This is a genomic window from Bacteroides sp. OM08-11, from assembly GCF_003438665.1.
Taxonomy (GTDB): Bacteria; Bacteroidota; Bacteroidia; order Bacteroidales; family Bacteroidaceae; genus Bacteroides; species Bacteroides cutis.
The window spans coordinates 503288-517794 of the sequence record NZ_QSTJ01000002.1; the positions used below are offsets into that span (position 1 = coordinate 503288).

The 14507-nt window shown below is 41.8% G+C and carries 12 protein-coding genes; 6 read left to right on the top strand and 6 right to left on the bottom strand.

All coding sequences use genetic code 11. The features are described from left to right. Positions 1 to 6 precede the first annotated feature (6 nt). On the bottom strand, positions 7 to 1962 hold the full coding sequence (locus DXC10_RS05825; RefSeq protein WP_117737489.1) for a heavy metal translocating P-type ATPase: 1956 nt from the start codon (positions 1960 to 1962) through the stop codon (positions 7 to 9). Between the two features lie 199 nt (positions 1963 to 2161). Here DXC10_RS05825 and DXC10_RS05830 point away from each other — a divergent pair, with 199 nt between their 5' ends. The 5 genes from DXC10_RS05830 to DXC10_RS05850 all read left to right on the top strand — a co-directional run bounded on the left by DXC10_RS05830 (position 2162) and on the right by DXC10_RS05850 (position 7539). Further along, positions 2162 to 3214, top strand: a complete 1053-nt coding sequence (locus DXC10_RS05830) for a L,D-transpeptidase (RefSeq protein ID WP_101543084.1) — start codon at positions 2162 to 2164, stop codon at positions 3212 to 3214. Between the two features lie 83 nt (positions 3215 to 3297). Continuing rightward, entirely contained in the window at positions 3298 to 4023 is a 726-nt protein-coding gene (locus tag DXC10_RS05835; RefSeq protein WP_101543440.1) for a murein L,D-transpeptidase catalytic domain family protein, read from the top strand. Beyond that, positions 3995 to 5086 carry a DNA polymerase IV gene (dinB, locus tag DXC10_RS05840; RefSeq protein ID WP_101543085.1) on the top strand — a complete coding sequence of 364 codons (1092 nt, stop codon included), beginning with the start codon at positions 3995 to 3997 and terminating at the stop codon, positions 5084 to 5086. Before DXC10_RS05835 ends, dinB begins: the two co-directional genes overlap by 29 nt. Positions 5087 to 5191: 105 nt before the next feature. Next, the gene (locus tag DXC10_RS05845; RefSeq protein ID WP_180949195.1) at positions 5192 to 7123 is read left to right on the top strand and encodes a heparinase II/III family protein; all 1932 of its coding nucleotides are present in this window, start codon (positions 5192 to 5194) and stop codon (positions 7121 to 7123) included. Between the two features lie 41 nt (positions 7124 to 7164). Next, positions 7165 to 7539, top strand: coding sequence for a YccF domain-containing protein (locus DXC10_RS05850; RefSeq protein WP_101543087.1), 375 nt, complete (start codon positions 7165 to 7167; stop codon positions 7537 to 7539). A gap of 87 nt (positions 7540 to 7626) precedes the next feature. On the opposite strand, the gene DXC10_RS16395 is transcribed toward DXC10_RS05850, so the two are convergent. Beyond that, positions 7627 to 7767: a hypothetical protein gene (locus DXC10_RS16395; RefSeq protein WP_180949196.1), complete on the bottom strand. Its 141-nt coding sequence runs from the start codon at positions 7765 to 7767 to the stop codon at positions 7627 to 7629. A 357-nt stretch (positions 7768 to 8124) separates the two neighbouring features. Here DXC10_RS16395 and DXC10_RS05855 point away from each other — a divergent pair, with 357 nt between their 5' ends. After that, complete coding sequence (locus DXC10_RS05855; protein ID WP_117737490.1) at positions 8125 to 10809, top strand: transglutaminase domain-containing protein; 2685 nt, start codon at positions 8125 to 8127, stop codon at positions 10807 to 10809. Positions 10810 to 10842: 33 nt separating this feature from the next. Here the strand turns inward: DXC10_RS05855 and DXC10_RS05860 are convergent, their stop codons facing one another. From DXC10_RS05860 to DXC10_RS05875, 4 genes are all read right to left on the bottom strand, one after another. Further along, positions 10843 to 11595 carry a copper homeostasis protein CutC gene (locus tag DXC10_RS05860; protein ID WP_101543089.1) on the bottom strand — a complete coding sequence of 251 codons (753 nt, stop codon included), beginning with the start codon at positions 11593 to 11595 and terminating at the stop codon, positions 10843 to 10845. Between the two features lie 119 nt (positions 11596 to 11714). Beyond that, a complete protein-coding gene (gene rny / locus DXC10_RS05865; protein ID WP_101543090.1) occupies positions 11715 to 13253 on the bottom strand; it encodes a ribonuclease Y in 1539 nt (512 codons plus the stop codon). A gap of 133 nt (positions 13254 to 13386) precedes the next feature. After that, entirely contained in the window at positions 13387 to 13674 is a 288-nt protein-coding gene (locus DXC10_RS05870; RefSeq protein ID WP_101543091.1) for a cell division protein ZapA, read from the bottom strand. 14 nt (positions 13675 to 13688) lie between these two features. Then, positions 13689 to 13982 (bottom strand): hypothetical protein, encoded by a 294-nt coding sequence (locus tag DXC10_RS05875; RefSeq protein ID WP_101543092.1) that lies wholly within the window; start codon positions 13980 to 13982, stop codon positions 13689 to 13691. Positions 13983 to 14507: the final 525 nt, after the last annotated feature.

The window sequence follows — 14507 nt, forward strand, 5'->3', positions numbered from 1 at the left end:
ATCTCTTTATTTAATTAGTTTTTGTATGCGTATGGCGTTTACTATGGCAATGAGAGCGACACCGACATCGGCAAAGACAGCTTCCCAAAGAGTTGCCAATCCACCTGCTCCCAAGATGAGTACCAGTAACTTAACCCCAAAAGCTAGGGAAATGTTTTGCCATATGACTTTTCGGGTTTGCCTGCCTGCGTGGATGGCAGTCGCAACTTTGGACGGCTGGTCGGTCTGTATCACGATATCTGCCGTTTCTATGGCAGCATCACTACCGAGCCCTCCCATGGCAATACCTACATTACTAAGGGCGAGGACAGGAGCGTCATTGATGCCGTCGCCTACAAAAGCTACTTGATGATTGGCATTCCGGAGAAGCTCTTCAATATGTTTCACCTTTTCGTCGGGTAATAAATTGCCGTAAGCCTGCGCTATTCCCAGTTTTTCTGCAAAGTTAGTGACAATGGCTTGTTTATCTCCCGATAATATCTGAATATTATTGATATTTAATGCTTTCAGATCTTTTATTGCTTTATTGGCATCTTCTTTGAGGGTATCAGATAATAATAAGTAACCTGCATACCGGTTTCCGATAGCACAGACCACCACTGTTCCGACAATGGTTTGTAACTCTTGCGGATAATTTATACCGGATTTGGAAAGTAAACGGGTGTTTCCCACCAAAATACGTTCTCCATTGAGAGTGGTTTCCAGTCCGTAACCGGCAATCTCTGTAACTTCTGTTATGGTAATGGGTGTAACGTTTCGTTGTATGGCATAGTTGACAACGGCTTTTGCTATGGGATGTGTACTGTTCCGTTCCACTGAGGCTATGAGCTGTATTAGTCTTTCTTCGGATATGTCCGGTGCTTGTCGGCAGAATTGTACTTCAAATGTTCCTTGGGTCAGAGTGCCGGTTTTGTCGAATACCACAGTATTGATCTTGGTTATGGCATCCAGGTAATTGCCTCCTTTGAACAGGATACCCAAACGGGATGCTGCACCGATACCTCCAAAATATCCCAGCGGAATGCTTACCACCAGTGCACAGGGACAGGAAATTACAAGGAAAACGAGTGCTCTGTACAACCAATCATTGAAGATAAATGTAAATTGTATGTTTGTTAGAGAGTAAACGAAGGGGAGTAGTACGATAAGTATGGCCAGCCCGGTCACTACTGGCGTGTAGATACGGGCAAACTTACGGATGAAAAGTTCCGCAGGAGCTTTACGTTCGGTGGCGTTCTGTACCATCTCAAGGATGCGGGAGAGAGTACTTTTCTCAAAAGGTCTGGTCACTTCCAGTCTGATGACTTTATTCGTTACAATCATTCCGGCAAGTACCTCTTCACCCTTCCGGATGTTACAGGGAACGCTTTCGCCCGTCAGGGCTGATGTGTTGAATGAACCGAATTCGGTTAACATTGTTCCATCCAGCGGAACGCGTTCTCCTGTTTTTACTTCGATAATTTCGCCGACTTGTACTTTCCGGGGATTTACCACAATGATTTCTTTACCTCTGATTAGAGTGGCTGTTTCCGGTCTGACGTCCAGCAAGGCGCTGATATTCCGTTTGGCTTTACTGACTGCTTTCTCTTGAAAAAGCTCTCCCAGAGAGTAAAATAGCATTACAGCAACCCCTTCAGGGTACTCTCCGATGTAGAAAGCCCCAAGCGTGGCGATGGACATAAGTGTGAATTCACTGAAAATATCTTTGTCTCGAATACTTTCCCAGGCTTCTTTCAGTACTGGTAATCCCACAGGTAGATATGCCAGTATATACCAAAGGAGAGGAATATATCTTTCGCGGAAGAAAGCGGCATCCGTAGCGTCCAATACAATTCCGCTGAATAGCAGGACAGTCGAGAGTAATATTCTCCAATAACTTTTCAGGAGACCATATTTAACGGTGGTTTCTTTTACTTGTTCCCGTTTGTGAGTACAACAACATTTGCAATTATGATGTCCCATAAATCTCTTTTTTTATTTCTGATGCAAAGATAAGGGGAAAAGATATGCAACTTGGTTGCAAAGTGAATTTGCTGCTTGTTAATTTCTTTTCATTCATCAGAAAGAAAACTCTATGTGTGTCAACAATTACAGGGGTGGAGTCGTTATTAAATTCAAAATATATTATATCTTTGTCCACAAAGATGGATTTGTTGAGATTATGAAACAATTCGTTATTTTTGTCTGTATGGTAGTTTACTTGATGCTTGTCGGGTGTAATAATCGACAGGAAATCTCTTCGATGATGGTTGTACAGGATTCTATTTTTACAGATACCCTTCTTGCTGATACCGCTCATATGGATACTGTCCGGATGGAAGTTCCTTTCCGTGAAAAGTTGTTGACTGCCGCTGATATTTCCCTTACCAAAGAATTTCTTTATGATAAATATACACTGGAAGATACTTATCCTTATAAAGATACCGTACGTTCTTTTAAATGGGATGTTATTCGTAATTGTCTGGCATACATTGAGAATATGCAGCGAGATTCTGTGAAATGGGTAGTGTTGCAAAATTATAAAAATCAGAATCGGGAGGCCCCGTTGGTAAAGAAGTTTGTACGGGATGCTTATCGTCGTGTGGCTGATACGTTGGGAGTAGAACGTTATCAATCGGTACCGCTCTATCTTCCTGCCGATACGTTAGTGCCCGAACGTTATGGGCGGGATGGAACTTTGGCATACTTGATAAGAGAGGAGGGGAATTTTGACCGCATACATCCTGTGACATTAGAGGAGGATTGGTTGGCGCCACGCCGATATTTAAAGCGGTTGGCGGATAGTACGGTTTTTGATCGTGTCGTTTTTGTCGACCGTTTGGACCAGAATATTACTACGTTGGAACAGGTGGGAAAAGGTAAGTGGAAGATACGAAGCATGAACCCTGCGACTACCGGGCGGCATGCACCGCCATACGGGCAGGAAACTCCTTTGGGAATGTATCTGGTGCAACAAAAGAAGGAACGCATGATATTTCTCAAGGACGGTTCTACTACGACTGGTGGTTATGCTCCGTATGCAAGTCGTTTTACGAATGGTGCTTATATCCACGGTGTGCCAGTCAATGTTCCTCGTACATCGATGATAGAATATAGTTGGTCCTTGGGTACTGTCCCCCGCTCGCACATGTGTGTGCGGAATGCCACCTCTCATGCCAAGTTCGTTTTTGACTGGGCACCTGTAGAACGTTCCTTGGTGGTGGTTATTGAGTGATACTTGACTTTTTTAACTATCTGTGTGATAGGCGTATGGTAGAAAAGACGTATTTTTGCCACCGTTATTTTCAGTTGGATACTATGCTGCGTTTTTTATTATCAGTTTTATTCTTGTTTGTTCCTTGTGTCCTGTTTATGGATGGCAAGTCATCGGTCCGTACGACAAACGAACCTGATACCACCGCTATGAATAAGATGGAGGCTTATGCAGACTTATACCGTTCCATGCGGTTGGAGGGGGTGATTAAGTGGAAAGCTTTTCGGCAGGCTGTGATTGGGTACTATAAGATAGAAAATCGCCGGAAGGATATACTTACACTGATTGACTTTTCTCGCCCTTCCACTGAAAAGCGTTTGTTCGTTATCGACATGAAGCAACGTAAATTACTTTTTTCATCGGTAGTTTCACATGGAAAGAACAGCGGTGACAATTATGCTACTTCTTTTTCCAATGAATATGGTTCCTATAAAAGTTCACTCGGCTTTTATCTCACAGAATCTACTTATCAGGGGAAAAATGGATATTCGCTCATTTTGAATGGTCTGGAGAAAGGAATTAATGACCGTGCCCGTGAGCGTTCCATTGTGATGCATGGAGCTGTCTATGCCGATCCTTCGGTAGTAAATAAAGGTGGACGTTTAGGCAGAAGTTTTGGTTGCCCGGCTGTTCCTCAAAAATTATCACGTCCCATCATTGATGCCATAAAAGGTGGAAGTGTGATGTATATTTACGCAGAAACACCCGATTATCTGGCTCATAGCTCGGTGTTGCAGGAGGATGACCGAACGAAAGATTATACATATTGATATGGATGCTTTCTACGCTTCCGTAGAACAGCGCGACAATCCGGAATTGCGGGGCAAGCCCGTTGCCGTGGGCCATGCGGAACAGCGGGGAGTGGTAGCGGCTGCCAGTTACGAAGCTCGTCGTTTTGGAGTGCGTTCCGCTATGTCTTCGCAGAAAGCCAAACGTCTCTGTCCGCAACTCATTTTTATTCCGGGGCGTATGGAAAAATACAAATCCGTGTCTCGTCAAATACATGAAATTTTCCATGAATATACGGATATAATTGAACCTATCTCTTTGGATGAGGCTTTTCTGGATGTCACGGAGAATAAACTTGCTATTCCATTGGCTGTGGATATTGCCAAAGAAATTAAACGGGAAATAAGGGAAGAGTTAAATTTGGTAGCTTCTGCCGGTGTATCTTATAACAAGTTCTTAGCGAAGATTGCTTCAGACTATCGTAAACCAGACGGATTGTGTACCATTCATCCCGATCAGGCTTTGGAATTTATCGCCCGTCTCCCGATTGAAAACTTTTGGGGAGTGGGACCGGTTACGGCAAAGAAGATGCATGCTTTAGGTATCCATAATGGAGAACAGCTACGCACACGTTCGCTGGAAATGTTGATGCGCGAATTTGGAAAAGTGGGGAGCATATATTATGATTTTGCCCGTGGAATAGATCTACGCCCGGTGGAAGCGGTTCGTATACGTAAGTCAATTGGCTGTGAACATACCCTGGAGAAGGATATAAATCAGCGTTCGTCTGTAATTATCGAGTTGTATCATGTGGCTGTAGAGTTGGTGAGGCGACTGGAGCAGAAGAATTTCAAAGGAAATACGTTGACGTTGAAAATAAAGTTCCACGATTTCAATCAGATAACACGTAGCATCACGCAGGTGAAGGAATTGACTACGCTCGACGCCATCTTGCCGCTGGCAAAAGAGTTATTGAGGGGGGTAGACTACGAACATCATCCCATTCGCCTGATAGGTCTTTCCGTATCCAATCCACGTGAAGAAAATGATGAAAAAGGAAAGGGGTGGGAGCAGTTGAGTTTTGAATTCAGCGATTGGATATAAGTTTGAAGAGAAATATATCAAACTGTATAGGGTTGAAATAGGATGATTTCCAAAAAGATTATATCTTTGTCCCAACACAAAATAAATTATCTAATTGTAATTATCATGAAGAAAAACACGATTTACCGCATTTCTCTCGTCTTTTGTTTGCTTTTCATGTTGACAATTTCCGTCCGTGCATATACTGAACGGGATATGTTGCAAAAAGCTGTTGGCAGTGAAGAACAATTGAAACAAATACTGATGAAGAATCAGTCGTGGATACCTTATCCTGCTTATAATGATCGTGCCGGATGGGATGCTTTATTGGGTGAAAAGTATAAAACTGCCCTTATCCGTGAGGGAGAAAAACTTTTGAATTATGAATGGTTGTTGGTTCGGGCTACCGATTATCTGGAGTTTGAACGTACTGGTAACCGCTATGTGATGCAAGATCGTCTTAACAAAAACCGCAGTGCCATCAATTCCCTGATGTTTGCGGAATTGGCTGAAGGCAAAGGGCGTTTTATAGACCAGTTGATTAACGGTGTTTATTTGAGTTGTGAAATAACTTCTTGGGTATATTCCGCTCATCTGTCCAGGCAAAGCAACCATCGTTCTCTTCCTGATTTCAGAGAACAGGTAATTGATCTCTCGGCCGGTGGTTATGGAGCTATGCTTTCCTGGGTATATTATTATTTTCATGAGTCTTTTGATAAGGTAAATCCTTCTATTTCAATTTACCTTCGGCAGACTCTGCAGGAACGTATTCTTGATGCGTATATGAATAATGACAGTGAATGGTGGCTGGCTTTTAACTGGAAACCGGGTATTGTTATCAATAATTGGAACCCTTGGTGTAATTCCAATGTCTTGCAGTGCTTTTTATTGTTGGAGAATGATCTGGATAAATTGACGAAAGGCGTGTGGCGTACCATGCAATCAGTGGATAAATTCATAAACTTTGTGAAGGAGGATGGGGCTTGTGAGGAAGGACCTTCTTATTGGCAACATGCTGCCGGTAAGTTGTATGATTATCTCCAAATTCTTTTCGATGGAACAGCCGGCAAAGTATCTTTGTTTCAGGAACCGATGATTCGGAGAATGGGTGAATATATTAGTCGTTCGTATATCGGTAATGGTTGGGTGGCCAATTTTGCCGATGCTTCGGCCAAGGGTGGGGGAGACGCTCAATTGATATATCGTTACGGCCGTGCGGTGGGTAGTGATGAAATGATGCATTTTGCTGCCTACCTGATGAAAGGAAGGCGTTCTTCTGTTCAGTTGGGTGGTGATACATTCCGTTCTTTCCAGACCTTACTTTTCTGTAATGAATTGGAAAAAACGGTGGCAAGTCATGATGTTCCTCCTTGTACCTGGTATCCGGAAACGGAATTTTGTTATCTGACAAATAAAGAGGGATGGTTTTTGGCTGCTAAGGGAGGCTTTAACAATGAAAGCCATAATCATAATGATGTGGGCAGTTTCTCTCTTTATGTAAACACGACTCCTATACTGATTGATGCCGGTGTAGGCACGTATACTCGGCAAACATTTGGTAAAGAACGGTATACTATATGGACGATGCAAAGTAATTATCATAATTTACCGGTGATAAACGGTATTCCTCAAAGTTATGGACAGCAGTATAAGGCAACGGATGTTATTTGTCGGCCGGGCAGGCGTTTCTTCTCTGCAAATATTGCAAAGGCTTATCCGGAGGAAGCTGCGATAAATCGTTGGATCCGTTCTTATTCCCTCGGAGATAGACAACTTACTGTTACTGATGATTTTTCGTTAAAATCGGGTAAAATACCTAATCAAATAAATTTCCTTACTTGGGGAAAGGTTGGTATCTCCGTACCCGGAAAGGTATCTATTGAAGCGCAAGGACAAAAAGTGGTTATAGATTATCCTCGTAATCTTTCGGTTTCTCTTGAAACGATAGAGTTGAAAGATATTCGCCTTTCAAGAGTGTGGGGCGGAGAGATTTATCGTATAGTTTTTAAAGATAAAGAAATACGGACGACAGGAAGTTATAAGTTTGTTATCAAATAAATAATATTATCTTTGTACCTATACAATAAAAACAGAAGCCTATGGGGTGTTTAATGAATATTTTGTGGCTTGTATTCGGAGGAATTTTTACTGCAATAGAATATGTAATGTCCAGTTTACTGATGATGATTACTATTGTCGGAATACCTTTCGGAATACAAACATTGAAAATGGCAGGACTTGCTTTATGGCCTTTTGGAAAAGAGGTACGTAGTGGAGAACGTGCGAGCGGGTGCCTCTATGTGTTGATGAATGTAGTGTGGATTTTGTTCGGTGGCATTTGGATTTGTCTGTCTCATCTGTGCTTTGGCGCATTTCTTTGTATCACGATTATCGGTATTCCTTTTGGTTTACAACATTTCAAACTGGCATCACTGGCATTAGCACCCTTTGGAAAAGATATTGTAACTATCTGACAAAGATTGGATTGTGGTTTTAAAAGAAGAAGAGGGCGGGAAACTTTTCAGTTCTCCGCCCTCATTCATTTTATTTAAAGGTGTTTTTTACATGGTAGCATTAGCTTGCTTTGCAAGCAGTTTTTGGAGTTTGCCATTTAAAGCTTGGCACATAGTCCCGTTTCCCATTGCTTGATAGCGTTTGATACGGTACTGTAACATAAAAATTTCATTAGCATTCTTTTTCATAATCATCTTCTTTTTTTGCCTTCCGCGTTTCGGAAAGCGGTTTATACATCTTTTATTGTTTTCTCTTATTAACGTTGCAAAGATACGAAAAGTTTACGAAAAACATGTTCTATAACATAAAAATATGCATTTCTTTCTTCATTTTCTTAGAAAATTCTCGATTTTGCAATCTGTATATTGCAAATATGTTACATGCCTTTGCAAAATAATTACTATATAATTAAGGTGTAATGGTTTTCTCCACCTGGAAGAAATAATATTTTACTTTCTTTGTAGACACAACTTTGATGATACATTTCAAATAGACTTTCAAATATATTTTCTAAATTTGTAGCTCAACCTTAATAATATTTGCTTATGAAACGAGCTATACGACTCTTTGGGATAGGCTGTTTGATATGTATTCTTGTCTCTTGTGGCAAATCCCATTTTATGACGGATACATCTTATCGCCAACGAGTGGAACAAGACTTCCAACAGAAAAAAACATCAATGCCGCAGGGTAATGATATGTTTGCCATATTCGATACCGATATGTCTACGTACGAACGGGAAGCACTGGAATTTCTCTATGCCTATATGCCTTTGGCGGATATTGCGGACTATCCTGGAGAGTTTCATTTGATGAATGTTCGTGCTTCGCAGCAGACTGCCCGTGAAATGCCTTGGGGGAGAACAATTCCCGAAGAGTTATTTCGCCACTTTGTGCTTCCGGTACGAGTGAATAATGAGTCTTTGGATAGTACACGGGTGGTGTTCTATAAAGAACTGAAAGACCGGGTAAAGTCTCTGTCTCTATACGATGCTATTTTGGAAGTGAACCATTGGTGTCATGAGAAGGCTATATACACTCCTTCCGATTCACGTACAAGTTCTCCGCTGGCAACGGTTCGTACAGCTTACGGGCGTTGTGGTGAAGAATCTACGTTTTTGGTTGCCGCTCTTCGTTCGGTAGGTATTCCGGCAAGGCAGGTTTATACTCCCCGATGGGCACATACGGATGATAATCATGCCTGGGTCGAAGCATGGGCCGATGGTAAATGGTATTTTCTTGGAGCTTGTGAACCGGAACCCGTCCTGAATTTGGGTTGGTTCAATGCTCCTGCCAGCAGAGGTATGTTGATGCATACTAAAGTTTTCGGACGCTATGAAGGGGTAGAGGAAGTGATGTCCGTCAATCCTAATTATACGGAAATCAATGTAATTGATAATTATGCTCCTACTGCCAAAGCTACGGTAAACGTAGTGGATGAAGAGGGCAAGCCGGTTCCTGATGCACAGGTGGAATTTAAGTTATATAATTATGCCGAGTTTTATACCGTGGCTACTAAGCATACAGGTATCGATGGTACTTGTGGGCTTACTGCCGGTAAAGGCGATATGCTGGTGTGGGCGTCGAAGAACGGACATTTCGGCTTTGCCAAGCTTGCCTTCGGTAAGCAAACGGAACTGGTGGTGAAGCTTGATAAAAAAGAAGGAGATGTTTTTGCGGCAGATTTTGATATTGTACCTCCTGTGGAGAGTGCAAATCTTCCTGAAATAACGCCGGAACAGCGTGCTGAGAATGATAAAAGGCTGGCTCATGAGGATTCTGTCCGTAACGTATATGTAGCTACATTCATGTCGGAAAAGTCTGCTCGTGATTTTGCGAAACGATATAAACTGGATGAGGATGCGGTATCCAAACTTTTAGTTGCTTCCCGCGGTAATCATGGAATTCTTTGTGATTTTATGGCACGTTTGCGTTCTGATAAATCCAAGAAAGGTGGCATTGATCTATTGCAACGGATATCGGCGAAAGATCTTCGTGATGTCAGTCTGGAAGTGTTGATAGATCACATGCTGTCTCGTGTACGTACGAATGCCGAATATTTCCGTAAATATGTTCGTAATCCGCGTGTGAGCAATGAAATGTTGACTCCCTACAAGGCTTTCTTTGGTAAAGTTGTCCCGAAGGAAGAGACCGAAGCATACGTGGCGGAACCGATGAAGTTGGTGGCATGGGTGGCAGAGAATATCCGGATGAACAAAGATTGTAACTTAGGAGGGGCTCCTATCTCTCCCGAGGGGGTATGGAAGTCACGTATGGCAGATAAGCATAGTCGTGATATCTTTTTCGTTTCCATGGCGCGCAGTATGGGTATTCCTGCCCGTATAGATGAAGTGACTGGGAAGGTGCAGCTGATGACGGATGAAGGTGCGATAGATGTAAGTTTTGATAAAACATTGTCCGAGAAACAGTCGCATCAGAAAGGTAAGCTTGTTGCTGAGTATTCTCCGATCAAGTTGTTAGATGATCCTAAATATTATTCTCATTTTACAATATCAAAAATAACTTCTCAAGGTAATTTGCAGTTGCTTACATATGATGAGGGTGATATCGACATGGGTGGTGGTGCCACATGGAGTAATTTATTGAAGAAAGGAACTGAACTGGATCCTGGTGATTATGTTTTGGTAACAGGTACGCGTCTTGCTAGTGGTGGGGTACTTTCCAAAGTTACATCATTCCGTGTGATGCCAGGACAAACCACTCGTGTCAAGTTGGCAATGCGCGAAAGTGAAGATGAGATACAGGTTATCGGGAATTTCAATTCAGAATCTCTCTTCACTCCGTTGTCCGACGACTTCACTCCAGATACTTCTTCTAAACAGAGTTTGTTGCAGGCTTGTGGACGTGGCTATTTTGTAGTGGGGATATTGGGTGTCAATCAAGAACCCACCAATCATGCCATGCGTGATATTGCTGCTTTCAAAACGGATTTGGAAAAATGGGGTCGGAAGATGGTATTGCTTTTCCCAAATGAGACACAATCCAAGAAGTTTGTAAAGGATGCTTTCCCCGATTTTCCCTCTACCATTATATATGGTATAGATACGGATGGTGTTTCCGGCCAGATAACCGAAGCTATGAAGCTGAGACACAAAGACAACTTGCCGATATTTATCATAGCCGATACATTCAATCGAGTCGTGTTTGTCTCACAAGGATATACCATTGGATTGGGTGAGCAGTTGATGAAGGTGGTGAAGGGATTATAGATAATAAATTAGGGGCGTTACGCCCCTAATTTATTATCTAGTTTTGCAATTTTCAATCGTTCTTTTTACCCTTTCCGCTGTTGTTACATTCCGTTTGTACTCATCAATATGGATCGTTCCTCCCATAGAGACAATTTCATTGTGGTATTTCATTCCACTTTTTAATGTCTCTCTTGCTGAAAAATGGAACTCGTGAATACCTGTTTCTTTGGCAATATGTGCAATGTTTGTTTCATTCACTCCACAACCAGCCAATAATGTGATACGTCCTGCTGCTTGTTTCTTAAGCTCTTTCAATAGCATAATACCTTGTTCCGCCGTAGGTTGTTGTCCGGAAGTAAGGATACGGTTACAACCTAAACTGATAATATCTTCTATAGCTTTATGTGGGTTACGGCATACATCAAAAGCACGATGAAACGTTACGGACATGTCTCCTGCTACTTCTATCAATTGTTCCATAAGTGTGATATCTATATCACCCTCTGCCGTAAGACAACCGAAAACCACTCCGTCGGCACCTAGCCGGCGTGCATTGTCGATGTCTTTCAACATGATACGTTGCTCAAGCGGTGAATAAAGAAAATCACCGCCGCGAGGGCGGATAATAACATGTAGTTTCGTTGTAGTTAAAACTTTCCGGGCTATGATTATATCACCGTATGAAGGCGTTGTTCCTCCTTCAGGAATACCGGCACATAACTCTACACGATTGGCGCCGCCCGCCTGTGCGGCAATGCAACTTTCCACGGAGTTGGCGCAGATTTCAAATAGATAATCTTCCATATATCATAAATTCTTTTGTGCAAAAATAACGAAACTATGCGACCTTTGCATCTTCTGTAATAAATAAAAAAGGGTGAATTTATATCCACCCTTTTCCGTCTATTATTTAGAACATTTTTTTACTTCGCGTAACTTACCGCACGTGTTTCACGGATAACGGTAATCTTCACCTGACCCGGATAAGTCATTTCATCCTGAATTTTCTTGGCTATTTCTCCTGAAAGGTTCTCGGTTGCTTTATCGTCAATCTTGTCTGCACCGACAATCACACGCAATTCGCGTCCCGCCTGGATGGCGTATGTTTTCGTTACGCCCGGATAAGACATTGCCAACTGCTCAAGGTCATTCAAACGTTTGATGTAGGCTTCTACGATTTCGCGACGTGCTCCCGGACGTGCACCTGAGATAGCATCACAGACCTGTACGATAGGAGCAAGCAGGGTATTCATTTCCACTTCATCGTGGTGAGCGCCGATAGCATTACAAATGTCAGGCTTTTCCTTGAACTTTTCTGCCAGCTTCATGCCGTAGAGTGCGTGCGGCAATTCCGGTTCTTCGTCGGGCACTTTACCTATATCATGCAACAATCCTGCACGTTTTGCTTTCTTTGGGTTCAGTCCCAGTTCCGATGCCATCACGGCACAAAGGTTGGCCGTTTCACGAGCATGTTGCAACAAGTTCTGACCGTATGAAGAACGATATTTCATCTTACCGATGATACGGATAAGTTCAGGATGCAAGCCGTGGATACCCAAGTCGATGGTAGTACGTTTACCGGTTTCAATGATTTCTTCCTCCACCTGCTTACGCACTTTGGCTACCACTTCTTCGATACGTGCCGGATGGATACGTCCGTCCGTAACAAGCTGATGCAATGCCAAACGGGCTATTTCACGACGAACCGGATCGAAAGCAGATAATACAATTGCTTCCGGAGTATCGTCTACTACGATTTCAACGCCGGTAGCAGCTTCCAAAGCACGGATATTACGTCCTTCACGACCGATAATACGTCCCTTGATTTCGTCCGATTCAATGTGGAATACTGTTACAGAGTTCTCGATAGCTGTTTCAGTGGCTACACGTTGGATAGACTGTATTACGATGCGTTTTGCTTCTTTGCTTGCCGTTAGTTTGGCATCATCCATAATATCGTTGATGAAAGATTGAGCTTGCGTTTTTGCCTCTTCTTTCAAAGACTCTACCATGCGTTCTTTTGCTTCTTCGGCAGACAGCCCGGAAATAGCTTCCAGTTTCTCTATCTCTTGGCGCTGTAAATGTTCCAATTCTTCTTTCTTCTTGTCAACGATTACCAATTGGGCTTCCAGATTTTCCTTGACAGCTTCAGCTTCCATTTTTTTACGCTGAATTTCTTCCTGGCGCTGGTTCAATACCAGTTCACGTTGTTTCAGCTTGTTTTCCGCTTGTTGTATCTTTTGGTTACGGATGGCTACTTCTTTTTCCAAGTCTGCTTTCTTGTTCAGGAATTTTTCCTTTACTTCCAGCAACTTATTCTTTTTAATCACTTCCGCTTCTGTTTCGGCTTCTTTCAGGATACTGTCGTACTTGGACTTCAAACCGTGCTTGAAGAACAAATAAGAAGCAAATCCTCCGGCGATGAGGCAGGCAATGGATACTACTATTGTAACTACTGTCATTTTATTAATTTGTTTTTAAGTATATAAATAAAAAACACTGCATAAAAGTCTGTATCCATTCATGGACAAGACTTTTGTACAGTGCGCGAATATTATCTCTTTAAGTCAACCCAAACAGAAGATAGATTATTTGTTATTCTTTAAAATAAGATTCCAATACTTCCGTCAGTTCTTTTATTTTATCCGTATATGGTTCGGTATCATTACGTTCCTTCAATTGTAGGTTCTCCAAGGCAAATTGATAAGCCACCATGGCTATAATTCTCTCCGGAGATATATTCTGATAATGTTCCCGATACGCATTGAGCCGGATATCTACCTGTTTGGCTGCTTCTCTTACCATTTCCTCATCCTCACGTTTAATTGTAAGGGGGTAGGAAGCTCCTGCCATTTGCAGGTTTATCTTTATCTTATCGTTCATACATCTATTTTCCTTTATTCATTTAACAAGGCGATGCATTTATCGACTTCACGCACTAATTTGGACAATCGCAGCTTCGTCTCTTTTACGTCACTGCCGTTAAGGCTGATTGTCGTAGCTGTTTTTAGGTTCGTGTAGCTCAACTCCAGCTCTTTATATTCCGCCTGTACCTTCTTGTATTCTTCCTCTTTATCTTCGAGAAGTTGCTTAAGTTCAGCATTTTCGCGCTTTAATTCATCATGCAGATAGATTAAATGTCGCAATCTGGCTTCAAAGGTACTTAATAGCTTCTTTTCTTCGTCTGTCATTACTACACCAAAATTGTACACAAAAATACAATTTAGTTGTAGATTACAAAAGCTTTTCAAGGAAAATATCTCTATAATGTCCGATTATTGCGCTTTTTTCTTTATTTCTTCATTTCTTTACCGCTTTTTTTCAATACAAAAAGTTTTTCATTCTTCATTGATATAAATCCTATTTATCTTATAACCGGTATAGTAGTGAATAAATCCATCTTCTTCTGTATGCTGATATAAACATCCTTTATGCTTGAAGTACCTTTCGTGCCTTTGTTTTAATTAGTCTTGTTTCTAAAGGAATTTTGTATCGTATGAAATTTATGTTTGTGTGATAGGTCGTTTATCGGAGACATCGGGGTAGTAGATATGTAGTGGTAATTGGTTTGATATACTTGATAAATTCTTTTGAGCCGTATTCATTACAGAAGATATGGGTGTTTACGGAATTTTTAACCGGACGGACGAAATGCCTGAGGTCATATGTTTTGAGATCAATTTGACAAATTGATCTCAAAACATTACTTATCATCC